The sequence below is a fragment of the Salinisphaera sp. T31B1 genome, from assembly GCF_040361275.1.
In the GTDB taxonomy this organism is placed as follows: Bacteria; Pseudomonadota; Gammaproteobacteria; order Nevskiales; family Salinisphaeraceae; genus Salinisphaera.
In genome coordinates, this window is record NZ_APNH01000003.1 from 48,681 (window position 1) to 72,119 (window position 23,439).

Annotated in this window: 24 protein-coding genes; 17 read left to right on the forward strand and 7 right to left on the reverse strand. The window is 64.4% G+C overall.

Going from position 1 to position 23,439, the window contains the following annotated elements; translation table 11 throughout:
- Positions 1–22: 22 nt before the first annotated feature.
- Both T31B1_RS11685 and T31B1_RS11690 read left to right on the forward strand, forming a co-directional pair.
- On the forward strand, positions 23–1,375 hold the full coding sequence (locus T31B1_RS11685; protein WP_353249683.1) for an acyclic terpene utilization AtuA family protein: 1,353 nt from the start codon (positions 23–25) through the stop codon (positions 1,373–1,375).
- Positions 1,372–1,755, forward strand: coding sequence for an AtuA-related protein (locus T31B1_RS11690; protein ID WP_353249684.1), 384 nt, complete (start codon positions 1,372–1,374; stop codon positions 1,753–1,755). The genes T31B1_RS11685 and T31B1_RS11690 overlap by 4 nt, the downstream gene beginning before the upstream one ends.
- A 91-nt stretch (positions 1,756–1,846) precedes the next feature.
- Here T31B1_RS11690 and gfa read toward each other — a convergent pair whose 3' ends face one another.
- On the reverse strand, positions 1,847–2,413 hold the full coding sequence (gfa, locus tag T31B1_RS11695) for an S-(hydroxymethyl)glutathione synthase (RefSeq protein ID WP_353249685.1): 567 nt from the start codon (positions 2,411–2,413) through the stop codon (positions 1,847–1,849).
- A 204-nt stretch (positions 2,414–2,617) separates the two neighbouring features.
- Between gfa and T31B1_RS11700 the strand changes: the two genes are divergently transcribed.
- From T31B1_RS11700 to T31B1_RS11740, 9 genes are all read left to right on the forward strand, one after another.
- The gene (locus T31B1_RS11700) at positions 2,618–3,808 is read left to right on the forward strand and encodes a M48 family metalloprotease (RefSeq protein WP_353249686.1); all 1,191 of its coding nucleotides are present in this window, start codon (positions 2,618–2,620) and stop codon (positions 3,806–3,808) included.
- Between the two features lie 328 nt (positions 3,809–4,136).
- Positions 4,137–5,450, forward strand: coding sequence for a porin (locus T31B1_RS11705; RefSeq protein ID WP_353249687.1), 1,314 nt, complete (start codon positions 4,137–4,139; stop codon positions 5,448–5,450).
- 136 nt (positions 5,451–5,586) lie between these two features.
- A complete protein-coding gene (locus T31B1_RS11710) occupies positions 5,587–6,582 on the forward strand; it encodes a hypothetical protein (protein WP_353249688.1) in 996 nt (331 codons plus the stop codon).
- A gap of 282 nt (positions 6,583–6,864) precedes the next feature.
- Positions 6,865–8,637: a PQQ-dependent methanol/ethanol family dehydrogenase gene (locus T31B1_RS11715; RefSeq protein ID WP_353249689.1), complete on the forward strand. Its 1,773-nt coding sequence runs from the start codon at positions 6,865–6,867 to the stop codon at positions 8,635–8,637.
- Positions 8,638–8,712: 75 nt separating this feature from the next.
- Positions 8,713–9,198 carry a cytochrome c-550 PedF gene (pedF, locus tag T31B1_RS11720; RefSeq protein ID WP_353249690.1) on the forward strand — a complete coding sequence of 162 codons (486 nt, stop codon included), beginning with the start codon at positions 8,713–8,715 and terminating at the stop codon, positions 9,196–9,198.
- A 43-nt stretch (positions 9,199–9,241) separates the two neighbouring features.
- Positions 9,242–10,645 (forward strand): cytochrome c-550 PedF, encoded by a 1,404-nt coding sequence (pedF, locus tag T31B1_RS11725; RefSeq protein ID WP_353249691.1) that lies wholly within the window; start codon positions 9,242–9,244, stop codon positions 10,643–10,645.
- 6 nt (positions 10,646–10,651) lie between these two features.
- On the forward strand, positions 10,652–11,215 hold the full coding sequence (locus T31B1_RS11730; RefSeq protein WP_353249692.1) for a hypothetical protein: 564 nt from the start codon (positions 10,652–10,654) through the stop codon (positions 11,213–11,215).
- Entirely contained in the window at positions 11,212–11,982 is a 771-nt protein-coding gene (locus T31B1_RS11735) for a quinoprotein dehydrogenase-associated SoxYZ-like carrier (protein WP_353249693.1), read from the forward strand. Before T31B1_RS11730 ends, T31B1_RS11735 begins: the two co-directional genes overlap by 4 nt.
- Positions 11,979–12,962, forward strand: coding sequence for a quinoprotein relay system zinc metallohydrolase 1 (locus T31B1_RS11740; RefSeq protein WP_353249694.1), 984 nt, complete (start codon positions 11,979–11,981; stop codon positions 12,960–12,962). The genes T31B1_RS11735 and T31B1_RS11740 overlap by 4 nt, the downstream gene beginning before the upstream one ends.
- A gap of 120 nt (positions 12,963–13,082) precedes the next feature.
- Here the strand turns inward: T31B1_RS11740 and T31B1_RS11745 are convergent, their stop codons facing one another.
- From T31B1_RS11745 to T31B1_RS11770, 6 genes are all read right to left on the reverse strand, one after another.
- Entirely contained in the window at positions 13,083–13,802 is a 720-nt protein-coding gene (locus T31B1_RS11745) for a hypothetical protein (RefSeq protein ID WP_353249695.1), read from the reverse strand.
- Positions 13,803–13,804: 2 nt separating this feature from the next.
- On the reverse strand, positions 13,805–14,317 hold the full coding sequence (locus T31B1_RS11750; RefSeq protein WP_353249696.1) for a hypothetical protein: 513 nt from the start codon (positions 14,315–14,317) through the stop codon (positions 13,805–13,807).
- A 42-nt stretch (positions 14,318–14,359) separates the two neighbouring features.
- Complete coding sequence (locus T31B1_RS11755) at positions 14,360–14,956, reverse strand: hypothetical protein (protein WP_353249697.1); 597 nt, start codon at positions 14,954–14,956, stop codon at positions 14,360–14,362.
- Between the two features lie 6 nt (positions 14,957–14,962).
- Entirely contained in the window at positions 14,963–15,718 is a 756-nt protein-coding gene (locus T31B1_RS11760) for a MotA/TolQ/ExbB proton channel family protein (protein WP_353249698.1), read from the reverse strand.
- A gap of 132 nt (positions 15,719–15,850) precedes the next feature.
- Positions 15,851–17,155 (reverse strand): FCSD flavin-binding domain-containing protein, encoded by a 1,305-nt coding sequence (locus tag T31B1_RS11765; protein ID WP_353249699.1) that lies wholly within the window; start codon positions 17,153–17,155, stop codon positions 15,851–15,853.
- Positions 17,124–17,402 (reverse strand): c-type cytochrome, encoded by a 279-nt coding sequence (locus tag T31B1_RS11770; RefSeq protein ID WP_353249700.1) that lies wholly within the window; start codon positions 17,400–17,402, stop codon positions 17,124–17,126. The genes T31B1_RS11765 and T31B1_RS11770 overlap by 32 nt, the downstream gene beginning before the upstream one ends.
- 389 nt (positions 17,403–17,791) lie before the next feature.
- Here T31B1_RS11770 and T31B1_RS11775 point away from each other — a divergent pair, with 389 nt between their 5' ends.
- From T31B1_RS11775 to T31B1_RS11800, 6 genes are read left to right on the forward strand one after another with little or no spacing between them, the layout of a single operon-like run.
- Positions 17,792–18,802 (forward strand): ABC transporter substrate-binding protein, encoded by a 1,011-nt coding sequence (locus tag T31B1_RS11775; RefSeq protein WP_353249701.1) that lies wholly within the window; start codon positions 17,792–17,794, stop codon positions 18,800–18,802.
- Positions 18,799–19,542, forward strand: coding sequence for an ABC transporter permease (locus T31B1_RS11780; protein ID WP_353249702.1), 744 nt, complete (start codon positions 18,799–18,801; stop codon positions 19,540–19,542). The genes T31B1_RS11775 and T31B1_RS11780 overlap by 4 nt, the downstream gene beginning before the upstream one ends.
- On the forward strand, positions 19,539–20,381 hold the full coding sequence (locus T31B1_RS11785) for an ABC transporter ATP-binding protein (protein WP_353249703.1): 843 nt from the start codon (positions 19,539–19,541) through the stop codon (positions 20,379–20,381). Before T31B1_RS11780 ends, T31B1_RS11785 begins: the two co-directional genes overlap by 4 nt.
- On the forward strand, positions 20,378–21,145 hold the full coding sequence (locus T31B1_RS11790) for a lanthanide ABC transporter ATP-binding protein PedB/LutE (RefSeq protein WP_353249704.1): 768 nt from the start codon (positions 20,378–20,380) through the stop codon (positions 21,143–21,145). Before T31B1_RS11785 ends, T31B1_RS11790 begins: the two co-directional genes overlap by 4 nt.
- The gene (locus T31B1_RS11795; protein ID WP_353249705.1) at positions 21,145–22,143 is read left to right on the forward strand and encodes a PQQ-dependent catabolism-associated beta-propeller protein; all 999 of its coding nucleotides are present in this window, start codon (positions 21,145–21,147) and stop codon (positions 22,141–22,143) included. The genes T31B1_RS11790 and T31B1_RS11795 overlap by 1 nt, the downstream gene beginning before the upstream one ends.
- Entirely contained in the window at positions 22,140–23,438 is a 1,299-nt protein-coding gene (locus T31B1_RS11800) for a lanthanide ABC transporter ABC transporter substrate-binding protein PedA1 (RefSeq protein WP_353249706.1), read from the forward strand. Before T31B1_RS11795 ends, T31B1_RS11800 begins: the two co-directional genes overlap by 4 nt.
- Position 23,439: the final 1 nt, after the last annotated feature.

Sequence of the window (23,439 nt, forward strand, 5' to 3'; positions counted from 1 at the left end):
CGAACACTTAACCAGGAACGATATGCTCAAGATAGGGACCGGGTCCGGCTGGTGGGGCGATCGCATCTCGCCGGCCGTCGAGCTCGCCGAGAAAGGCGATCTGGATTATCTGTGTTTCGAGACCATGGCCGAGGCCACGGTGTCCACGGCACAGGTGCGCAAGCGCCGTGACCCCGATTTCGGCGGTTTCGACACCTATCTGGACGATCGCATGGCCGCGGTGCTGCCGCACTGCATTCGGCGCGGCACCCGGATCGTGTCCAATCAGGGCTGGGTCAATCCGGTGGGCGCGGCCCGGGCGATACGCGCACACCTGGACCGGCTGGGGGCTCACCACTGGAAAGTCGCCGCAGTCACGGGATCGATCGTCAGCGATCGGATCGCCGAGCTGGCCGGACCGATCATGGAGACCGGGCGCGAATTCGACAGCATCGAGGGCGAGATCGTGAGCGCCGAGGCCTATCTGGGGGCGGCCGGGATCGTACAGGCGCTGGCCGACGGAGCCGATATCGTGGTCACCGGTCGCGTGGCTGACCCAGCGTTGTTCCTGGCGCCGATGATGCACGAGTTCGGCTGGCGCGCCGACGACTGGGACCGGTTGGGCGCAGGCGCCGGAATCGGCCACCTGATGGAATGCGGCGCGCAACTGACCGGCGGCTATTTCGTCGACCCCGGCTACAAAGACGTCCCTGAACCGTGGAATCTGGGTTTTCCCATCGCAGAAGTTGAAGCCGACGGTGCGGTGGTGTTCGGCAAGCTGCCCGACACGGGCGGCGTGATCGATCGTCATACCGTGCTCGAACAGATGTTCTACGAAGTCCACGATCCGGCGCGGTATATCACGCCGGACGTAGTGGTCGATTTCACCGGAGCCCGTATCGAGCCGATGGGGCTCAATCGTGTGCGTGTGACCGGTATCACGGGCACCCCGCGAACCGATACGCTCAAGGTCTCGATCGGGGCCCAGGAGGGCTTCATTGGCGAGGACCTGTTCGTCTATGCCGGGCCGGGAGCGCTGGACAAGGCATATCTGGCCGAGCGCATTCTGCGGGAACGGTTTCGTATCGTGGGACTGCAGGCCAGCGACCTGCGGTTCGACTTCATCGGCGTCAACGCGGTCCATGGCCCGATGAGTCCGGTCCCGGCCACGCCACCCTACGAAGTTGCGGTCCGCGTGGCCGCGCGCTGTCGGACACGTGCCGAAGCGCTCAAGATTGGTCGGGAGGTCGACGGCATGGCCGTGTCGGGTATCGGCTCGACCGGCAAGCGCGTGCCGTTCGCCGAGCGCGTGCGCGAAGTCATCGGCATCTGGTCGACGCTCATCGACCGTGACCAGGTCAGCCCGCAGGTACAGTTCATCGAGGCCGGATCATGAATCACCCGGATAGTCACAACGTGACGGTACGAGAACTTGCTCACACCCGTTCCGGCGACAAGGGCGATACCTCCAATATCGCGGTGATCGCCTACCATCGGGCGAGCTATGCCCTGCTGGCAGAGCAACTCACCGTCGAGCGGGTCGGCGCCCATTTCGCGGGCGTGGTCGAAGGCGAGATACGCCGATACGAGGTGCCGGGCCTGTCGGTGCTGAACTTCGTGTGCGAGGGCGCCCAGGGCGGCGGCGTATCACGGAGCCTGCGCCTGGACAACTACGGCAAGACCCTGGCTTCGGCGATGCTCTCGATCGGCATCGATCTCCCGCCCGGGTTCGATGCTTCAATATTGCGCGGTCCGGGCGGCGCGGCCTCCGGCTAGCGCACCATCCAGGCGACATGAAAAAGCCCCGCTGATCGGACGATCAACGGGGCTTTGTCCGAATCGGCGCCGCCGCCGATTAATCAGCGTATCAGAGCACGCCTTTCTGCTTGGCGGTATGCGTGGCGATCACGTCCATGAGCGTGGGCGACAGACAGTCATACGGCTCGAGGCCGATATCGTGCAGGTGGCGGCGCACCTCGCCCATCTTGTCCGGGTCGGCCCCGGCCTCGATGATCGACGACACGAATGCGGCGAACTGCGGCGGCTCCCAGCCGTCCTCGCTCGACAGCTCGGTATGGACGAAATCCAGCCCGTAGAACGGATGATCCGAGTTTTCGATACGGCCGTACATGTGCGTGCCGCATTCGCTGCAGGCATGGCGCTGGATCGCGGCCGACGAATCCACCACCTTGAGTTTTTCCTCGTTAGCGGTGACCTTGACGCTGTCTTTCGGTACCACCGCAATCTGGGCAAACTGGGCGCCGTCAGGCTTCCAGCACTTGGTACAGCCGCAGACATGGTTGTGGGCGCACTGGGACGATACGCTGACCTCCACCGGGTTGCTGCTGCACTTGCAGCGCAGGGTGCCGCCGGAAAAACCATCGGCGGCCGGCGTCATGCCGTTATCGACAGAGGGATGTATCGTTGTACTCATGAGAACTCCTCGCTTGTGCGCTGATAAATGTTACTTTATTACGTGCAATCCGAGCGTGTGCCCGGTCTGTTCACAACATTACTCCGCTGCGGGCCGAGGTCAAACGCAAATAATGTTATATTATTTCACTTTGCCGGTCGCGATCGACGCGAGACTCACGTTCCGTAGCCGGCCGGTCGTGCCGATTTCTTCTCGGAGCCGATCATGGGCGAGCCTCTCACCTTGAGCACCACAGGGCTCACGGCGTGGCTGGTCACTGGGCTGGTCATACAGGCGGTGGTCTGCGCCGCCCAATGGCGGCATCTGAATCGCTTGCAGCGCTCTGGTCAATTCGCCGGGCGTGCCTGTCGCTATGGCCAGCGGCGCGCGGTGTTCCAGGGGCTCGTATTCGCCGAACGGCTGGCGCGAATCGGGCTGTGGCTGGGTACGGGCTGGCTCGTCGTCCTCCATGGCCTGGTCGCCACGGGCGGCTATCTGTCGGGTGTCGCGTTCGCGGTGGTTTTTGCGATGGCCGATCAGGCGTTGCAACGGGTGCTGCCGTGGGCGCGCTGGTACTGGGTCGAGCGGGCCGCCGGGGTGTCGACCACAACCGCCGCCACGGTGATCGGCGACGCCGCGCGGCAGTGGCTGACACAGACGTTCACGGCGTTTGCCGGGGCCGTGTTCGTGCTCTGGCCGTTCTACACGCTCGGCAGTGCATGGCAATGGCCGGCAAGCGGATTGTGTGTTGTGGTCGGGGCGGGCGTGCTGCTCTGGCTGCGTCCGCAGGTCATCGAACCGTGGTTTCATCGATTCACCGAATTACCGGCCGGCGACCTGCGCAGCCGCCTGGCCGCGCTGATGCATCGCTGCGGCGCCGAGCTCGACAGCGTCCTGGTCATGGATACCTCTCGCCGATCGCGTCTGGCCAATGCCCAGTTCACAGGCTGGGGCCGACGCAAGCGGGTGGTGCTGTCGGATACTCTGGTTGCGCAACTCGACCCGGCCGAGCTGGAGGCCGTCATGGCCCACGAGCTCGGCCATTTCCAGTGTGGCCATTTACGCCGCTATTACGGGCTCCAGGCCGTCCTGCTGTGGCTGGGCTGGTTTGTGTTCGGCACGCTGGCGCCGTCGTTCCTGGCAAGCACGGAGCCGGCCTTTGCGGCCGCCGGCGCCTATCTGCTGTTGCCGGCGCTGGCCTGGCCTTTGTCACCGTGGTTCGCCGCCCTGCGCAGGCGGTACGAGTACGAAGCAGACGCCTTTGCCGCGCACCACGCCGGTCGCGGGGCGCTGCTCAGTGCGCTGGAACGCCTGTTCGCGAACAATCTGGGCGCACCCACCATGGCCCGGGGCTATGCGCTGATGTATGCCACCCATCCGCCGGCCGACCGTCGTCTGGCACGGCTGCGGCCCTAGCCGGCCACACGACGGCCCGCCTTTGCTGCACCTGCGCAATGTGTCAGAAACGGGACGACATGTCGCTCGATCCGGGACATTTGTGAACCCGATCGGAAACGCTCAGGCGCTTGATTCGTCTGTTTTTCCCGGAAATCGCCCGGTGCATCGACAGTGCGAGCGGTTGGCATACGCTTTGCTGTGATTGATGTAACCCGCGCGTAGGGACGCGCTGGGCAGATGCGGCGACCACCGCTTGCAATGGCCTTAGAGCCAGTCAACAGAAGTCCGGGCTCGACGCCACGGTCGGACGCCGAAAAATAACGATTACGAGCAAGGGGAGATCAACATGCGTGTGAGGAAACTAGCGCTTTCGGCGGTGGGTTCGCTGGCGCTGCTGGGCACGGTACCGGCGGCGCAGGCCATTGATATCCAGGCCGGCGACTGGACGTTCACGGCGACCGGCGAGATCAACGCCAACTATGTCTATACCGCCTGCGACAACCAGTCGACGCCCACCAACTTCGGCGGCACGGTCGCCGGTAATGTGGTCGGTGCCTGTAACGTGGCGGGCCCCGTCGGCGAGAACGATATTTCCGGCATTCGCACCGGCCTGCTGCCCGGCCAGCTGGTCTTCACCGCCGCGACCCAGCAGAACGGCTGGGATATCTCAGGCACCTTCGGTCTGTATCCCGGCATCGTCACCAACGACAACCTGTCGCCGAACGTCGGTCCGGGCAATAACGTGGGCCTGGGGACCACCGGTCTCGACATCCGCCAGGTCTTCCTCAAATTCGGCAACGCCGAGTTCGGTACCGTCAAGGCCGGTCGCGATTTCGGCCTGTTCGGCTTCGACGCGATCATCAACGACATGACCATCCCAGCCGTGGGCGTGAGCTCGGTGGCGGTGGCCTCGCCGGGCAACACGACGCTGGGCTCGATCGGCTTTGGCTATATCTATACCGACACGCTCAGCCAGATCAACTACACGACGCCGGACATGGACGGCTTTACCTGGACGATCGGTATCATCCAGACGATCGATTCGCTGACCGCCGGCAGCACGATCGGCATCGGCGAGACCGCACCCGGTTTCCAGACCCAGTTCAAGTATGCTTGGGACGGCGGCTTCGTGTCACTCAACGGCGTGACGCTGGAAGTCGACGGGATCACCGATACCCGTGACGGCAGCACCGACAAGAACCGCGTGTATGGCGCGGACCTGAACTGGAAGCAGAGCTTCGGGGCGATCGATATCCTGCTGTCGGGCTATTACACCAAAGGCATCGGTTCGGTGGCCTATCTGTTCGACAGTTTCGATGGGGCCGGCAACTCGCGCGACTCCTACGGTGGACTGGCACAGGTGACCTATACGGCCGGCAAGAACAAGTTCGGCGTGAACTACGGTGAATCGCGTCTGGACGACACCGGTTTCGATCAGGACTTCTACCCGAACGCGGTAGCCGACAATGGCGATCCGGTCTGCGTGACCGGCGGCAACTGCCTGTTCAAGGTCAATCGCAAGGTCACGGCCGGCTATTACTACAGCCTGACGCCCAACCTCACGCTGACCACCGAGTACTCGCATGCGATCTCCGAGGACCATGCCAACAACAATATCGATTCCGACAACGTGAACGTCGGCGCGTTCTTCACCTTCTAGTCGCACTATCCCCTGCGACGGCCGGACAGCATCGCTGTCCGGTTTTTTTTTGCCGAGTGCTAGCGGTAAGTGATCGGCCGGCATACGCTAGACATTGATTACGCTGGAAGATTCGGGTGCTCAATGAGGAGGAGCCATGAAAAATAAGAACGTGCTGTTGGGGTTGACCATCGCAGGGCTTTTGACAGGTTGCAGCGCGATGGGGCACGCGCCCGGCGGTGCCGGCGACCCGCCGGCCTATGTGAATATCGCGCGCACGTCGGAGATGAGCGTGCAGCTCGTACCACAGATCGATACGGCCGCAGCGCCGAACGAGCATCCAGCAGCGTTCCAGCCCGCCCAGCTTGAAGCCCTGCTGAAGTCCCTGCGCGTGGTCGACGAGCAGGGCAACGAGGTCACGCTGGCCTCACCGTCGCGATTGGCGCAGCTGGCTTCCGACATGTCGAAGGGTTTCGTGCGGGCCGGGTCCCGGCAGGATGTGGCTTTCGCGGTGTTTCGGCGTTCCGGCGGATCGGTGTTCACTGCGTCGCGAAAAGTCACATCGGGGCGGGCCTTCTATCGGGATGAAACGCTCAACCTGATCTTCGGAGAGTTCGACGCCGAGTTCAGCGAATTTCGCGATCTGAATATTTCGCCGTTGAAGAACGGCAGTCGGCTGGGAACCGACGGAGTCGATACCAGCCGACTGGTGGCCTCCGCCAGCTGGCATCGGCATGGTGATCGTGCGGACTGGATCGAGCTGCCGGCCACGCCAGCCGCTATCGAAGCGGCCGCGGCCGCGGCGCCAACCGCGATCGAGTCCAGTTCCAGCGGCGCGGCACAACCGCTGCAGTACGGACCGGCCGCTTCGAGCCGACGTGCTGTGCCTCCGCCGGCCGAGCCCCAGGGCGCGGTGTCCGGCGCAAGCGCAAGCCCGAGCCCCGCGGCCGATGGGCCGAGCCGCCCCGCCGCGGCACCGCCGGCTGTCACTCCGCCGCCGCGATTGGGGACATCGTCGTCGGCGGCCGGCGGTGACGATTGGAGCCGGATCGAGGAGCGTCTGACGCAGCTCAAGCGCCTGCGGGACAAGAATCTGATCAGCGCCGAGGACTATCAAAGCAAGAAGGATGCACTTCTCGAACAGTTGCCATGACCATTCAATGAAGCGTTTGGGACAATGTGTCCTGCGACTGGGACATTTTCCCGTCCTGCCCCGGCCCGCGAAACGCGGAAGTTCGTTTCGCGGGCCGCGCGACGATGCGGAATATGCTTCCGCTTCTATGAACAATAATAATATCAAGGGCTTGACCTTTTCCTGATCGGAGCGCAATGCGCCGTGATCGGCCCTTCAATCGCTGGCATCGATCTTGCGATGGTGCTCTCAGCCCACAGAAGAGGCTGGGGGCGAAGGCCTTTCAAGAATCAGGAGGAGACAATGAAGACCAATTCCGTACGCGGATGGCGTCGGGGTCTGTTGGGGCTCGGCGTGCTTGCTCTGGCCGGAGCCGGCACGGCATCGGCCGCCGGCGTGAGCTGGGACCAGATCAACTCGGACCAGCAATCCACCGACAACGTGCTCACCGTCGGCATGGGCACACAGATGCAGCGGTTTTCGCCGCTCAAGCAACTCAATACCGACAACGTCAAGAATCTGTATCCGGCCTGGTCGTTCTCGTTCGGCGGCGAGAAGCAACGCGGTCAGGAAAGCCAGCCGTTGGTCTATGACGGCAAGATGTTCGTGACCGGCTCGTATTCGCGGGCCTGGGCGATCGACGTCAAGACCGGCGAGGAAATCTGGCAGTACGAGCAGCGACTGCCCGAGGGCATCATGCCGTGCTGTGACGTGGTCAACCGCGGCGGCGCGCTGTACGACAACCTGTTCATATTCGGCACGCTCGACGCCAAACTGGTCGCGCTCGATCAGGAAACCGGCGACGTTGTCTGGAGCGAAGAGATCGCCGATTACAAGGACGGGTACTCCTATACGGCGGCGCCGTTGATCGTCGACGACATGGTGGTCACCGGCGTCTCCGGTGGCGAGTTCGGCGTGATGGGGCGTGTCGAGGCGCGTGACGCCAAGACCGGCAAGATGGTCTGGAGTCGTCCCACCGTCGAAGGCAACATGGGCTATCTCTGGAAAGACGGCAAGAAGACCGAGAACGGCATCAGCGGCACCCGCAACGCCAGTTGGCCTGGCGACATGTACAAGCACGGCGGCGCGGCGACCTGGCTTGGCGGCACCTACGATCCGGAGACGAACCTGATCTATATCGGCGCGGGCAACCCGTCGCCCTGGAACGCGCACATGCGTCCAGGCGACAACCTGTTCTCGTCGTCGATCGTCGCGATCCATCCCGATACCGGCAAGATCGCCTGGCACTATCAGAAAACACCGCATGATGCCTGGGACTATGACGGTACCAACATGTGCGTGCCGTTCGACGCCGAGGGCAAGAAATTCTGTGCCTCGGCCGACCGCAACGGCTTCTTCTACGTGCTCGATCGAACCAACGGCAAACTCAAGAGCGCCGAGAAGTTCGTCAGCAAGGTCAACTGGGCCGACAAGATCGACCTGAAGACCGGCCGGCCGGTCGAAACGGGCAACCGCCCGGGCGATCCGTCGAAATCAGAGGGCAAGAAGGGCGAATCCGTGTTCGTCGCGCCGTCGTTCCTGGGGGCCAAGAACTGGATGCCGATGTCCTACAACCCCGGCACCGGGCTGTTCTATATCCCGACCAACGAATGGGGCATGGATATCTGGAACGAACCCATTACCTACAAGGCCGGTGCCGCCTATCTGGGAGCGGGTTTCAATATTCAGCCGCTCTACGAGGACTATATCGGCGCGGTCCGTGCAATGGACCCGATGACCGGCAAGATCAAGTGGGAAGCCAAGAACAACGCGCCGCTGTGGAGTGGCACGATGACCACCGCCGGCAACCTCGTGTTCTACGGTACGCCCGAGGGTTATCTGAAGGCGCTGGATGCCAACACCGGCGAAGAGCTGTGGAAGTTCCAGACCGGCTCCGGCGTGGTCGGCCAGCCGATCACCTGGGAGCAGGACGGCGTGCAGTATGTCGCCGTGACCTCCGGTTGGGGGGGTGCGGTGCCTTTGTGGGGCGGTGAAGTCGCCAAGCGCGTCAAGCTGCTCAACCAGGGCGGCAGCGTCTGGGTTTTCCGGATTCCGGAAGGCCTGGCGAGCAAGTAACGGCCGCTCGACGGCACCCACGCGGGCCGGCCATCGGGTCGGCCCGCTTTCACTGACACCAACCGAAGCCCGTGAATGAATACAACCCATAATGTTCGGGCATCTGCCCGCGTATTGTTCGGTGTGCTGAGCCTGGCCGGATCCGGCCTTGTCTTCGCGCACGGCAACGTCACGCCGCAGCCGGTGGCCACCGATGGCCTCAAGCCGATCCCCGAGGGCCAATGGCTGACCGTCAACCCCTATCGCGGCGACCGGCATGCGATCGAGATCGGTGCCTCGGCCTTCAACGAAAACTGTGCCCGCTGTCACGGCCTGGAAGCCATCTCCGGTGGCATCGCGCCGGACCTGCGCGAGCTCGGTCCCGAGTACGACGAATACTTCATCGAGCATGTGCGCAACGGCGTGCAACGCAATGGCATGACCTACATGCCCAGGTTCGAGGGGGTGCTCAGCCAGGAGGCGATGTGGGCCATCCGTTCGTATATCGATAAGCGCTACTACGAATACAACGACAAGAATCTCGACGATCTGTACGAGCAGGCCAACGCGTCGGGCTCGTAACGGACATGCAGCCCGCGCGAGCGGGACGAACAGGAGGAGTGACATGACCCAGTTTCTGAATGCCGCCGCCGTGGCAATGGTGGCCGGTCTGTTCTGGCTGTCCGGGCCGGCGCTGGCTCAGCACGGGGGTGGGGAAGGCGACGTCGATCACAGCGCGCTGCCGGACATCCCCGACGGACAGTGGCTGGACAGCAACCCGTACCGCGGTTCCAAGAAAGCCATGGAGATCGGCAAAGCCGCCTACGATGGCAATTGCGCCCGCTGTCACGGTATCGACATGATCTCGGGCGGGATCGCCCCGGATCTGCGCGAACTCGGACCCGAATACGATGAGTACTTTCTGGGACATATCCGCAACGGCGTGCAGCGCAACGGCATGACCTATATGCCTGCGTTCGAGGGTGTCCTCGACCAGAAGACAATGTGGGCCATCCGTTCGTATATCGACCAGCGCCATTACGAGTACAAGGACAAGGATCTCGACGCGCTCTACAAGCAGTGGGACGACAAGCACGGCGACGATTCGTCTGCTGACCAGGCGCCCGACGATCACAGCGCAAAGGCCTCCGAGGCCGGTCCGTCCACGGCGTCCGCCACAGCGCGTTCGGTGCGCGTGGCCCGCTCCGGCGACGACATGCCCGATCGTCTTCAGGCGATCCAGCGCAACGGCTCGATCGAGATCGCGGTGTACCGAGCCTTCCCTCCATGGTCATACCAGCCGGACAGCGGTGCTTTCACGGGCATCGATGTCGATATCGGTCAGGCGCTGGCCGAGCAGCTCGGCGTCAAGCTCAACGTCCGTGCCTTCACTCCCGACGAGACCATGGGCGACGATATCCGTAACCAGGTGTGGAAAGGCCATTATCTCGGCGGCGGAACCGCCGATGCCATGCTGCATGTCGGCATGGCCCCGGCGTTCCAGGCCGACAACGATCAGGCGACCTTTCTGGCGCCGTACTACGACGAGACCATGGGCTTTGCCTACGACGCAGAGCGCCTGGGCGAAGACGTCGACAGTCCGCTGGCATTGGCCGGCAAGAAGGTCGGCGTACAGCTGGACTCGCTCGGCGACTATTTTCTGACCTCGGCCTATCAGGGCCGGCTGCGTGACGATGTGGAGCATTTCGACTCCGTGCCCGATGCCATGCGGGCGCTCAACAGTGGCGAGGTCGCCGCAGTGATGGCGCCGGTGGGTGAGCTCTCCGGCGCGGCACGGATGCTCGATGAACAACGCGTCAAGATCCGCACCACGCCGCTGTCGGGCATGTACCAGACCAGCTGGGATGTGGGCGTGGCGATCAAGGCCGGCAATCCGGAGCTGGCGGGGGCGATCCGCCAGGCCATGCAGACACTGCGCGACCAGGGCAAGATCGAGGCGATCTTCAAGCAATATGGCGTGCCCTATCGCGCGCCGACCGCCGAGTCGTCGGCCACCACGGGCGCGTAGCCGGTCGTGTCTCGGTATGGGTGGACGATTGCCCTGGGGGCACTGCTGGCCGCACTGGCCATACCGGCCCTGGCGGCTCGTTCCCTGGTGGTCTCGTTGATACCGGCCCAGGGCCCTGAAGTGGCCGTGGCCGACCTGCGTCTGGAAGATAGCGGCGCGTATCGACTGATCTATCGCAGTGCTCCGTTCACGCCGCATTTTCTATCCATGCGGCCGTTCGAGTGCTTGAACGCGGCGCCCAGACTGCAATGCCACCTGCCGTATCCGTATGCCAAGGGGCATCGGGTGTCCGCGGATGACCTCGCCGACCTGAGCTACGACCTGCTGTTTCTAGTCAAACAGGCGGGCGAGTACGGCGTGGACTTCTGGAATGGCCGCTACTACCGTCTGTCGTGGGAGGGCGATACCATCGTAGGTCAGGCGATGGCGGCTGACATGAATATTCTTGCCTCACGACCGCCGGCCGGGAACGACCGACCGCTCAAGCCAGTGGATCTGATCGATATCGCGGCTTCGGACACGCCGTACCCGAGGCTTCGGATCGCGCCGCTACCGAAGGAGTTGCCATGAAGCGGGCTTTCGTCATCTGGATCGTGCTGACGCTGTGTGCGCCGACGATCGCGGTCGCCGCCGATGTGCCTGCCGATCCGCTGGATTCGTCGCAATGGGTCTATATGGCCCGCAAGTTCTTCAAGGACCAGCCCGTGGTGTTCGACGAGCGCGTGCGCGTCGCGGCACCGGCCTATGCCGAGGACTCGCTGCATACGCCGGTCCAGATCAGCGCGCCGGGTCTCGAGGGGGTCGAACACGTGCTGGTTTTTGCCGACATGAGTCCGATTACCCGCGTCCTGGACTACTATCCGCTCCAGGCGGATCCGTCGATCGGGTTTTCGTTCAAGATCCAGCAGGCCACCCCGATCCGTGCGGCCATGCGTACCCGCGATGGTATCTGGCATGTCGGTGGTGTCTGGATCGATGCCCAGGGCGGGGGCTGTACCGCACCCAGTGTGGCCAGTGCCAATCCGATCTGGGAAACACGGCTGGGCGAGACCACTGCTCGCCTGTGGCCGGTCCGTGACGGTAGCCGGCGGCTGAAGTTCCGGATCGTTCACCCGATGGATACCGGTCTGGCCGCAGGTATCCCGGAATTCTTCATTTCGCAGATCGAACTCCTGGGTGCGGACGGTCAGCCCCTGGCTCGGCTCAAGCCCTACGAGCCGGTATCCGAAAACCCGGTGTTCACGCTCGATCTGGACGCCGCGGGGCCGGTCACGCTCGTCGGCCGTGACAACAACGGCAACCGCTTCCAGGCCCGCGTGGCCGAACCGTCCTCATGATCGCGCTCGCGAAACGTCTGCGATGGCGTGTCCTGGTCGGACTGGGCATGGTCTTGTGCCATAGCGCCGCCGCATTCGCCGCCGACTACTACGATCTGCACCCGCAGCAGATCGCCGCGGACACCTACGTGTTCTACGGTGCGCAGGAGAATTTCAGCTTCGACAATCACGGCGCAATCGCCAATACGGGCTTCATCGTCACCGATGCGGGTGTGATTGTCATCGATACCGGGCCGTCGCGCCTCTACGGCCGGGCGATGCGCGCTGCGATCGCCAGAGTTACCGATCGGCCGATCGCACAGGTCTATATCACCCACGCGCATCCGGATCACTTTCTCGGCAACAACGCCTTCGAGGACGTGCCGATCGCCACGCTGGCCGGCACCATCGATCAGATCAAGCGTATCGGCCCGGATCTGGCCAGTAATCTGTACAACCTCGTCGGGCCGGCGATGCGGGGCACGACCGCGCGCGCGCCGGATCAGGTCGTGGCCGATGGCGATACGGTGGTGTTCGGCCGGCATCGATTGTCGTTGATCGGCATGCGTGGCCATACCGGTGCGGATCTGATGGTCCTGGATCGCACGACCGGCGTGTTGTTCGCGGGCGATATCGCCTTCTACCAGCGCGCCGCGACGACGCCGAATGCCGATATCGCACGCTGGGAGCAGAGCTTGGCTGCGGCCGAGCAGCTCGACTTCAGGTATCTCGTGCCCGGCCATGGGCCGGTCACCGAAGATGGCGCGCCGCTGTTGCAGACCGCGGCCTACCTGAATTGGCTGGTTTCGCATTTCGAAGCCGCTGCCGCGGTCGGCCGTAGCGAGGCCGAAGTGCTATACGATCGGCTGCCGCCGCGATGGGCCCGACTGGCGGTCGAGCCCAGTGAATACCAGCGCTCGGTATCGCATCTCTATCCAGCGATCGAGCAACGGTCGCTGTCGGCGCCGCGTGCCGAGGGCGGCGCCGCGGCCGGTAGCTGAATCAGCATCACGCCACCGGCCCCGCAGGCGGCGGTTTCAAATCGCGTCGGCGACCCAGCGCTCGGGTGCGGAGCCGGTTGTGCTGCGGTGGGACGGCCGCATGGCCGGGCCCACGCGCCATCACCTCGGCCCGTGCAGTAGTTTCATGCTCAGATGACCACCGGTGATGACCCGAGCCGAGTTGGTAACTTTTTCGTCGCGCTCGAGCCGTACGAGACCGGTGCCCGGGCAGTACCATTCGCGCTGGACGATGGGCACGTCCGAAGGCAGAAACCCTACGCCCGCGCCAAGATGGAACGACGTCTGGCCGACCACGGCGATACAGCCGGTGAAATGCCCGGCCGGCACATCGACGTCGACGTCGGTGGCGTCCACCCGATAATCCAGGGTGATCGTGTTGCCGGGCGCATGCTCCGTGATGAACGTGCGAGCCCGGCCAAGCATGAAGGTATGCGCGGGTTCGGTCCAGGTGGCGCCGCCCACGGCGGGCAGGGCGAGGATCTTGACCGGCGGCTGGTCCATGATGGGGTAGTGCGTGGTCACCGATTTCCGCGCGACCCGATAATAGCCATCGTCGCGGCGGGTGACATAGAACCGTTCGCCGCTGTCGTTGCGACGAATGACGATGTCCGGTTCGCCGGCGAAGTCGCCGACGCTGACATTGCTCATCACCCGGGTGCTGGTCTGCATGGGCTCGCCCATGGGCTTGAGTTCCACGCGGTAGGTCCATTCCAGGCCGGGCGCGAGCGGGTAAAGTGCTTTGGGGTCCACATCGGCGCCGCAGGCCGTCAACCCGGCCGCCGCCGTCACTGCCAGTGCCAGAGTGCGTAGGCCGGTCATGCTCATTTCTCCGGAAGGCTGGGTTCGGGCACGTCGTGCAGGTTGATCTGCTGATGGTCGGGCGCGAACGCCGACGGATTGCTCGTGCGCAGCGTGCCGTCGGTGGAGGTGACATCGCCCATCTGCAGCTGGCCGTTGCGCATCGCGTCCCGGGCGCGCTCGACCCGGGTATGCAGATCGCGGTTGTAGGGCAGCGCAAAGGCCCGCGGAATACCCAGGGGCTCGTCGTCGACGATGGGCGTCACCCACAGATAGATCTGGCCGGGCCGCCCCAGATTCTCGTCGGGCTCGAGCACGGAGGAGGCGTTGAGCAGAAAATGCGGCGGCAGGGCGCCGCGGGTTGGCCAGCCGCGCAGATCCTGCAGAGACTGCCAGGTGACGAAATACAGCGCGCTGACCAGCACGATACACGCCAGGCGGATCCACAGCGGCCAACCGCTGCGGATATTGAGCGCGAGCACGAGCACGCCGAGTGCGACATAGGCGCCGCCCAGCAGCCACAGGGTCTGATTCATTGCCGATCCTCGTTCATTGTTGTCTCGGTGGCATTGCGATCGTCATTCGACGATGGACGTCTGAAGTGTGTTCACGTTGGAGACCGAGCCATCGCCGTTGACGGTGAATCGCACCGCGGTCTTTTCCTGATTGGGATAGTCGAGCGTGGTCGTGCCCTTGTAGACGACTTCCAGTCGCGGGTTGACTCGGGTGACCGCGACATCGACCTCCACCGGCTGTCCGGTCTCGGAGGCGTAGTACTGCAGGTTGACGATGTATTCGCCCGGCGCGCGGCCGCGTACGGTCACCACCTCCTGGTTCAGCTCGTTGGTAATGCGGTTTCCATCGACGATCATCTCGTCGTTGATCAGGCCGCGATCGTCGCGATCGAGGTTCATCAGGCCGGCTTCCGGATGCAGGTACCAGACCTTGTCGCCGCTCGGACCTTTCACCCACAGATCGATATCGTCCGGCCGACCGGGCTCCCAGGTGGCGGTGACGATATATTCGGCCTTGGCCGGAATATCGCCCTGCTTGGTCGGCGGGTTGAGAAAGAACACCGCGATCAGAAACATGAACGTGAAGCCGAGCAGGGCGTTGAACAGCAGATCCGTGAACGGATCCGTGTCGCTGTGGCGGCGCGTGCGGCGAAAAGCCATGGCCGGTCAGTGGCCGCGCGTGCCGAACGGGTGTTGCTGGGCGAAGATCACGATGCGTGTCTGCAGCCGGTCGGCAGCCCGGTCGAGCAGCAGATAGTGCAGGCTCAACACCATGCTCGTGGCCAGACCGACAAGGGTGGTGTAGAGCGCAACACGCATGCCCTGGCTCATGCCGACCAGCAGCTGCTGGATGGCGGCCACGTCGAAAGACTGCGTACTGTCGACGGTGGCGAGCATCACGATGAAGCCGATCACCGTGCCCAGAAGACCGAGCTTGATCAACAGGCCACAGATGAACCAGCCCATTTCATGACTGCCGGCTAGGCGCTCGCCGAGCACGTCGACCAGCGTATCCGGCGGTTCGCCGCCGCGATGGGCATGTACGTGCAGCAGCGACGCGAGATAGGCCCCGGCCGCGCTGTCGGGCTGTGCATGATCGCCGATTCGCACACGGTCGTCGCCGTCCAGGCGCAGGCTATCGCCGCCTCGAGTGGCGATGACGATCGCATCGAACCGCGCGGCCTCGCGTGACAACCAGGCGCTGCGTATGCCGCAGTAGGCCCAGGTGACCACGAAAATGAGCGCGATCAGCAGGCTCACGCGCGTACTGTCACCGGCGATCAGTGCGCTGACCACATGGTACTGCTGGGCAACCCATAGCCCGAACAACAGCACGCCGGTGATAATCAGCCACTGCTGGAATACATGATAGGACGCCGTGCCCGGCGCACGCGCCTTGAAGCGGGTCAGCGAGACCGCCATGACTTGCTCCTCCGGTAGGCCGTCGCCGGCGTACCTGTTCGTGTATCGCGCCGGCCTTCTGGGCGGGCCGGTTCGCTGTTGTTGTCTTACGTGCCCGGCGGCAGTCGGATCCGCCACCGAGCGTCCGCGTGTTCAGCCGAAGCTGTCGTGCACCATGTTCTGATACCAGGACCGCGCGTATTCGGATTCGGCCTGCCGGGTTGCGGCATCGGCCGCCAGAGCCGAAATGCCCCCGGCCTGCTGGATCGCTGCGATGCTATCGCCGTTCAAGGCATAGACCTCGGTCACGCTGATGCCGTAGTCGGGCGCGACCAGGCTGTAGCAGGCGTTGATCATCTGTGTATCGGCGGGCGTCTCGCCGGCCAGTTCGGCCGCCAGTGCGAACGCACAGATCTTGGCCTGCATGTTTGCCGCATAGGCGGACTTGGGCATGGGTTCGGCATGGGTCGCGTCGCCGATCACATGAATTCCGTCGTGGCCGGGCACCGAAAAGTCGTGTGCCGCTACCGGCACCCAGCCGGCTGTATCGGTCAGTCCGGCATCGGCGGCCAATCGGCCGGCGCGCTGCGGCGGAATGATATTGAGTACGTCGGCGGCCACTTCGTCTCCGCCGGCGGTCGTCACCCGGCGTGCGTCGACGTCCACGGCCACGACACGGGCGCCGTCGCGTCGGCCGCGCCATTCGACGCGGTCCGGATAGCGCGCATCCCAGCCGATCCGGAACAGCGGCTCCTTGGAGAAATGATCCTTTGCATCGAGCAGCAGGACGCGTGCGTTCGGCTTGTGCCGGGAGGCAAACCAGGCGATCAGGCTGGCTCGCTCGTAGGGCCCCGGCGGACAGCGATACGGATTGTCGGGCACGGTGATGACCACCTGGCCGTCGTCCGGCATGCGGCGCAGCTGATCGTGCAGCAGACCGATCTGGTATGCGCCGCCGGGCCAGGCATGTGGTACACGGTCGACCGCCTCGGGGCCATAGCCCTCGATCACCTGCCAGTCGAAGCCGATCCCCGGCGCGATCACCAGCCGGTCGCCGCCGATACGCCGACCGTCGGCCAGGCGAGCTTCCCGCCGTGTCGTATCCACGCCGTCGATCTCGGCATGCACGACTTGTACGCCGGCCGCCGTCAGCGCGGCGTGGGTCTGGGTGATGCGCTCGACCGGGTTGAGGCCGCACACCACGGTGTTGCAGAACGGCCCGGTGACAAAACGCTGCTGGCGATCGATGAGCGTGATGTCGATCGAGGGCGCCAAACGTCGCAATGCCAGCGCGCAGCTGGCCCCGGCGAAACCGCCGCCGGCGATGACGACCTGCGGCCGCGGTGCACTCCGTACGATCGGTGCCACGCCGGTCGCGGCCAGCGCCGTAGCGCCGGTCAGGCCACGCAGCAGCGCGCGTCGACGTTCATCGACCCGGCGTATCACGGGCTTCGTCATGGCTTGTCTCGCGGCCTGTCTGCTGCGCGAAATAGGCGGCCAGAGCGGCCGTACGGGCATCGTCGTAGCCGGGGGCGATACGATTCATGATCGTGCCCCGGCCTTGCTTGAATGCCTGCATGCGCTGGATGAACACGTGGGTATCCATGCCCGCCAGCGAGGGGATGGCGCCTGTGCTGCGGCCGTCGGTTCCGTGACAGGCTGTACAGGCCGCGGCGGTCTGGGCGATCGGCGCGTCCGCGCTCATTGCCGCCCACGGGGTCGCCGCAATTCCTAGTGCAACAAACTGTAGTAGGCAACGGTTCATCATCCGTCAAGCTACCCCGGCTACCGGCGCGCGGCAAGCGTCGGTTCAACCCCGGCACAGCGCGCCTGCGGCGCAGTTGCCGGGTGCTGCAATGCAGCGAGGGTGCGACAGGGCATGTCCGCGATCCGCCGGACTTGCGCAAGACCACGATTGGCGTGCAATTTATTCACTTGCGCGGTGTCCGAGACAATGGACTGGCCCGTTCGGGAGATCATCCCGTGTGCGCCGAGTCACCGCGCAGGATAATTACAAATGGCCGCGCGCTGGATCGCCGGCCCGACGCGACCTGGACGTTCGCCGCGACAAGCGCGTTCCGGGCAGGAGAGAGCATGACCCGACCGAGCCGATCCGGTATCCGGCTGCTGTATGCGCTGGCGCTGGCCTGTGTGCTGCTGCTGAGTGCGTGTTCGGGCGACGACGAAACGTCCGGCACGCGGCTGCGGGTGGGCGTGCTCGAATACGGCACGGTCAACTGGGAAATGGACGTCATCCAGCGCCGTCAGCTGGCTGCCAAGCACGGCATCGAGCTGGAAATCGTGCCGCTGGCCTCCGAGAACGCGCTGGCCGTGGCACTGCAGGGTGACCGGGTCGATCTGATCGTCTCGGACTGGCTGTGGGTGGCCCACCAGCGAACCCAGAATCGCGATTATCAGTTCGTGCCGTATTCGCTTGCAGTGGGCGCGGTGATGGTCAATCCGGGCTCGGGCGTGCAGACGCTCGCCGATCTGAACGGTCGCAAGCTGGGCGTGGCCGGCGGCCCGGTCGACAAGACCTGGCTGCTGCTCCAGGCGTACGCGCGCAAGACTGCGAACGAGGATCTGGCCGAAGCCGTCGAGCCGACGTATGCCGCGCCGCCGATGATCAACCGTCTGCTGCTCGACGGCGAGCTGCCGGCCGCCATCAATTTCTGGCATTACAACGCGCGGCTGTCCGCGCTCGGTATGAAGCCGCTGCTCACCGTCAAGCAGATGCTCGCCGGGCTTGGGGTGGACACGGTGCCGCCACTGCTGGGCTGGGTGTTTTCCGAATCCTGGGCAGCCGACCATCGCGACGCGCTGCAGGGATTTTTCGCGGCCAGCATGGAAGCCAAACAGGTGCTGGTCGATTCGGACGAGGCCTGGGCGCCGTTGCGCGACAAGATCAAGCCGGAAAGTGATGCGGTGTTCGCCGCCATTCGCGACGGCTACCGGGCGGGTGTGCTGCATCATTACGGCGCCGCCGAGATAGCGGCCGCCGGTCAGCTGTTCGATATCCTCGCTCAGCAGAGTGGACGCGAGGTCACCGGTCAGGCTGACTCGCTGTCGCCGGATGTGTTCTGGGATGGCTTTCGCCTGCCATGAATCGTCGCTGGCTGGTAAGAGCCGGCTCCCTGGTCGGGCTGGTCGTGCTCTGGCAGATCGTGGCATGGATCGCCGCCAGCGATGTGCTCCCGACGCCGTGGGCAGTGCTGTTGAGTCTGGTATCACACACCCTTTCCGGGGATCTGCCCTATCATCTGTCGATCACGCTGGCCCGCGTGGCCGTCGCCTTCGTGCTGGCCATGGCCATCGGTACGGCGATCGGCGTGGTCATGGGGCGCTATCGTCAGCTCGATCTGATGTTCGACGGCGCGCTGGTGCTCGGTCTGAACATTCCCGCGCTGGTGACGATCATCCTCTGTTATCTGTGGTTCGGTCTGAACGATGTGGCGGCGGTGGTCGCGGTCGCAATCAACAAGATTCCGGTGGTTGTAGTCATGGTGCGCGAAGGCGCCCGCGCGGTCGATCCGAAACTGCTGGCGGTGGCCCAGGCCTATCGCGTGCCGCGGAGGGTGACGCTGCGGCGGGTGTTTCTGCCCCAGCTGTATCCGTATCTGATGGCGGCCGCGCGCAGCGGCCTATCGCTGATCTGGAAGATCGTGCTCGTGGTAGAACTGCTCGGGCGCAGCAATGGGGTCGGTTTCCAGCTGCATCTGTTCTATCAATTCTTCGATATCACCAGCATTCTGGCCTACACGCTGGCCTTTGCCGGGGTCGTGCTGCTCATCGAAGCGCTGCTGATGCGGCCGCTGGAAGAACGACTCACGCGGTGGCGATCATGAGCGTTGAATCACCTAACGGCGTGTCGCCTGTCACCGACGGGTTGCATATCGTCATCCGGGAGAAGCGTTTCGGCCGGACGCCGGTGATCGGGCCGGTCGATTTTCAGGCCGCGGCCGGCGAGTTCGTGGCCGTGGTGGGGCCATCGGGCGCCGGCAAGAGCACGTTGCTGAGCCTGGTCGCCGGCCTGGACGACGACTACGACGGCGAGATCACCTGGAACGGCGAGCCGCTGTCCACGCCGGGTCGTTCGCCGGCGCGGCTGGGCATGATGTTTCAAGAGCCCAGGCTCATGCCCTGGCTCAGCGCGCTGGACAATGTCCGGTTGGTGGAGTCCGGCCGCCGTGCCGGCGAACCGGGCTTTATCTCCCGAGCTGTGGAACTGCTCGAAGAAGTGGGTCTCGGCCAGGCGCTGGACGTCTGGCCGAATCATCTGTCCGGGGGCATGCAGCGACGGGTTGCGCTGGCTCGTGCGTTCACGGTCGAACCGCGTCTGCTGCTCATGGACGAGCCGTTCGTATCCCTGGACATGCCCACCGGCAACCGCCTTCGCCAATCGCTGCTGGGACTGTGCGAGCGCCACCGGCCGCTGGTGCTGTTCGTCACCCATGATTTGCGCGAAGCGCTGGCGCTGGCCGATCGCATTCTGTTCATGGGCGACACGCCGGCGCGTGTCATGCTCGACTATCGGGTCGACATACCGCGCAATCGCAACCTCGAAAGCGCCGAGGTTGCACAGGCCCAGCAGGCGCTTTTGGGACGTTATCCCGACCTGCTGTCAGGCATACTTCAGGACAGGCCCGACGAGGCGGCCTGCGATTATAACGAGGACAACCGATGAGCGACGCGCAATCCCCGGCGGTGGCGCTGTCGGTCGACCGGGTCAGCAAATCCTATGGCAGCCTGAAGGCACTGGACGAGCTGTCGTTGACCGTGCCCAGGGGCGAGTTCGTGGCACTGCTGGGCCCCAACGGCGCCGGCAAGAGCACTCTGTTTCAGCTGCTGACCGGGTTGTTCGTGCCCGATACCGGCGAAATCGAGGTGGCTGGCCACGACATGCGCCGCGATGCCCGCGCAGCCCTGGCCAAGCTGGGCGTGGTCTTCCAACAGCCCACGCTCGACCTGGACCTTTCGGTCATCGCCAACCTGCGTTTTCATGCTCGACTGCACGGCATGGGCCGAAGCGCGCGTACGCGTATCGACGATGAGCTTGCGCGTATCGGTCAGGCCGAGCGGGCACGGGATCCGGCGCGTGCGCTGTCCGGCGGCAACCGGCGCAAGATCGAGCTTGCGCGGGCGCTGCTGCACGAGCCGTCGCTGCTGCTCATGGATGAGCCCACGGTAGGGCTCGATCCGGGCTCGCGCGAACTGCTGCTGGATTATGTTCACCAACTGTGTCGCGAACGCGGCATGGGCGTGCTCTGGGCGACCCATCTGGTCGATGAAGCCGAACGCGCCCACCGGGTGATCGTGCTTCACAAGGGCCGGCGCATCGCGGTGGATACGCCGCGCGCGCTATGCGAACAGACCGATACGACATCGCTGGGCGAGGCCTTTCTGGCTCTGACCGGCGAAGCACCACGAAAAAAAGAGGAGACCGTCTGATGCGAGTCCGTACATTGCTGCCCGGCCTGGCGGTGGCCGCCGGGCTTTTGACCAGTCCGGCCCTTTGGGCGGCCGGCACGGGCCATGTGTTCGTCTCCAGCGAGGACGACGATATCGTGACCGTGTTCGACGGCAAGACCATGGAGCCGGTCGGCCGGATCAAGACCGAGGAAAGGCCGCGCTGGCTGGCGTTTTCGCCCGATCATACGAAACTCTATGTCGCGGCCGGCGACGGCGATGCCATCGACATCATCGACGTTGCGCAGATGAAGGTCACCGGCCGCATACCCGATATCGATGACCCGGAGATCTTCGCCATCGGTGCCTCGGGCGAGCGTCTGTATATCTCCAACGAGGACGACGCCCAGTTCACCATCTACGATCTGGGCTCGAAAAAGGTGATCGCGCGTATCGATGTCGGTCAGGAGCCGGAGGGCGTGCTCGCGACCCCGGATGGCAAGACCGCCTATGTCACCTCGGAAGTGGCCAACATGGTCCATCGGGTCGATCTGGCCTCCCACGAGATCGTGGCCAACATCGTGGTCGGCAACCGGCCGCGCCGTTTTGCTCTGACCGAGGACGGCAAGCATCTGTGGGTGACCAACGAGCTGTCGGGCTCGGTGAGCATCATCGACACCGATACCAATAAGGTTGTCGACACGATCAAGTTCGAGCCAAAGGGTTTCCGCGCCGAGGACGTCACACCCGTAGGCATCGCGCTGTCCAAGGATGGCAAGCAGGCGTTTGTGACGCTCGGCCGGGCCAACCATGTCGCGTTCGTCGACACCGCAAGCCACGAGGTCGAAGACTATGTCCTGGTCGGTGCGCGCGCGTGGGGCGTGGCGCAATCCAACGATGGCAAGCAGCTGTACGTGACCAACGGCTTGTCCGATGATCTGTCGATCGTCGATATCGCGGACAAGAAACAGCTGCGCTCGATTCCGGCCGGCCGGCGCCCGCATAGTGTGGTCGTGGACACCGAGGCTGGCGGCTCATGAGCGGCCGGCGCGCACGCAACGACCTCGTCGCGCGCCTGTGTCGGCCGGTCTGGTGGTTGTTGATAGCGGGCATGGCGACGCTCCCGGTCCATGCGCAGGACAGTTTGCCCGAGGCCGGGTCGGCTGCGCCCTCGGCGGCTGCCCAGGCGACGCCGGAGTCGGCCGGGCCCAGACCTTTTGCGTTCGGCTATATCGGTTGGGACGATGATCCGCGCTATTCGGAGGCACGGACCGACCAGCGCTTCCAGGGCGAGCCCTGGGGGCGCCCATTGGCCGGCGCCGAGGTCGCGCTCGACGAGTCGAAGTTCCCCGGCATCGCCGCGGGGGTGAAATTCTCGCTGGACGATCAGCTGGTGGCCAACACCAGCGCCGCGATCGCCGCAATCAAGCGGATGCAGACCCAGGGCACGCATTTCGTGTTGCTCGACCTGCCGGCCGGAACGGTCGCGCGAATCGCCGACGAGTTCGACGATCAGGATCTGACGTTTTTCAACGTCGCCGCCAGCGACGACCGCCTGCGAGGCGCGCATTGCCGGGCCGATCTGCTGCACACCATTCCCAGCGATGCCATGCGTAACGATGCGCTGGCCCAGTATCTGGTCTCGCGGCAGTGGAGCCGCGTGCTGGTGCTGCGCGGCCCCGAACCGGCCGACGCGGTGGTCGCACGTTCGTTTGCCCGCTCGGCCAAGCGCTTCGGGCTCGATATCGTGGCCACGCGCGACTTCATTCTGGGTAACAACCCGCGCGAACGCGAACAGAACAATCCGAAGTTGATCACTTCGGGTGTGGATTACGACGTGGTCTATATCGCCGACACGCAGGGCGAGTTCTCGCGCTCGGCCAATTTCGCAGTCCAGCATCCTCGCCCGGTCGTCGGCGCTGCCGGACTGGTCGCCGAAGCCTGGCACTGGTCGTGGAACAAGCACGGTGCCCGCCAGCTCAACAACCGCCTCGAGCGCAAGGCCGACCGGCCGATGACCGGCTACGACTGGGCGGCCTGGGCGGCGGTCAAGGCGATCGTCGCCGGCGTGCAGCGTACCGGCTCGACCGATTACGCCGCGCTGCGGCGATACATTCTCAGCGATCAGATCGATCTCGACGGCTTCAAGGGCTTTCGCATGGCCTTTCGCGATTTCAACGGCCAGCTCGGCCAGCCGATGCTGCTGTCCACGGGCAACTGGGTGGTGGCGGTTGCGCCACTGGAGGGTTTTCTCGACCCGAAGAACTACCTGAACACCCTGGGCATGGATGCGCGCGAGAGCGCTTGCCGTGCGGCTTTCGGGCACGACTCATGAG

Bases quoted from the DNA above. Each gene is read 5' to 3' on its own strand.
- T31B1_RS11685 (WP_353249683.1), top strand. From the start codon at position 23: ATGCTCAAGATAGGGACCGGGTCCGGCTGGTGGGGCGATCGCATCTCG.
- T31B1_RS11690 (WP_353249684.1), top strand. From the start codon at position 1,372: ATGAATCACCCGGATAGTCACAACGTGACGGTACGAGAACTTGCTCAC.
- gfa (WP_353249685.1), bottom strand. From the start codon at position 2,413: ATGAGTACAACGATACATCCCTCTGTCGATAACGGCATGACGCCGGCC.
- T31B1_RS11700 (WP_353249686.1), top strand. From the start codon at position 2,618: ATGGGCGAGCCTCTCACCTTGAGCACCACAGGGCTCACGGCGTGGCTG.
- T31B1_RS11705 (WP_353249687.1), top strand. From the start codon at position 4,137: ATGCGTGTGAGGAAACTAGCGCTTTCGGCGGTGGGTTCGCTGGCGCTG.
- T31B1_RS11710 (WP_353249688.1), top strand. From the start codon at position 5,587: ATGAAAAATAAGAACGTGCTGTTGGGGTTGACCATCGCAGGGCTTTTG.
- T31B1_RS11715 (WP_353249689.1), top strand. From the start codon at position 6,865: ATGAAGACCAATTCCGTACGCGGATGGCGTCGGGGTCTGTTGGGGCTC.
- pedF (WP_353249690.1), top strand. From the start codon at position 8,713: ATGAATACAACCCATAATGTTCGGGCATCTGCCCGCGTATTGTTCGGT.
- pedF (WP_353249691.1), top strand. From the start codon at position 9,242: ATGACCCAGTTTCTGAATGCCGCCGCCGTGGCAATGGTGGCCGGTCTG.
- T31B1_RS11735 (WP_353249693.1), top strand. From the start codon at position 11,212: ATGAAGCGGGCTTTCGTCATCTGGATCGTGCTGACGCTGTGTGCGCCG.
- T31B1_RS11740 (WP_353249694.1), top strand. From the start codon at position 11,979: ATGATCGCGCTCGCGAAACGTCTGCGATGGCGTGTCCTGGTCGGACTG.
- T31B1_RS11745 (WP_353249695.1), bottom strand. From the start codon at position 13,802: ATGACCGGCCTACGCACTCTGGCACTGGCAGTGACGGCGGCGGCCGGG.
- T31B1_RS11750 (WP_353249696.1), bottom strand. From the start codon at position 14,317: ATGAATCAGACCCTGTGGCTGCTGGGCGGCGCCTATGTCGCACTCGGC.
- T31B1_RS11755 (WP_353249697.1), bottom strand. From the start codon at position 14,956: ATGGCTTTTCGCCGCACGCGCCGCCACAGCGACACGGATCCGTTCACG.
- T31B1_RS11760 (WP_353249698.1), bottom strand. From the start codon at position 15,718: ATGGCGGTCTCGCTGACCCGCTTCAAGGCGCGTGCGCCGGGCACGGCG.
- T31B1_RS11765 (WP_353249699.1), bottom strand. From the start codon at position 17,155: ATGACGAAGCCCGTGATACGCCGGGTCGATGAACGTCGACGCGCGCTG.
- T31B1_RS11770 (WP_353249700.1), bottom strand. From the start codon at position 17,402: ATGAGCGCGGACGCGCCGATCGCCCAGACCGCCGCGGCCTGTACAGCC.
- T31B1_RS11775 (WP_353249701.1), top strand. From the start codon at position 17,792: ATGACCCGACCGAGCCGATCCGGTATCCGGCTGCTGTATGCGCTGGCG.
- T31B1_RS11780 (WP_353249702.1), top strand. From the start codon at position 18,799: ATGAATCGTCGCTGGCTGGTAAGAGCCGGCTCCCTGGTCGGGCTGGTC.
- T31B1_RS11785 (WP_353249703.1), top strand. From the start codon at position 19,539: ATGAGCGTTGAATCACCTAACGGCGTGTCGCCTGTCACCGACGGGTTG.
- T31B1_RS11790 (WP_353249704.1), top strand. From the start codon at position 20,378: ATGAGCGACGCGCAATCCCCGGCGGTGGCGCTGTCGGTCGACCGGGTC.
- T31B1_RS11795 (WP_353249705.1), top strand. From the start codon at position 21,145: ATGCGAGTCCGTACATTGCTGCCCGGCCTGGCGGTGGCCGCCGGGCTT.
- T31B1_RS11800 (WP_353249706.1), top strand. From the start codon at position 22,140: ATGAGCGGCCGGCGCGCACGCAACGACCTCGTCGCGCGCCTGTGTCGG.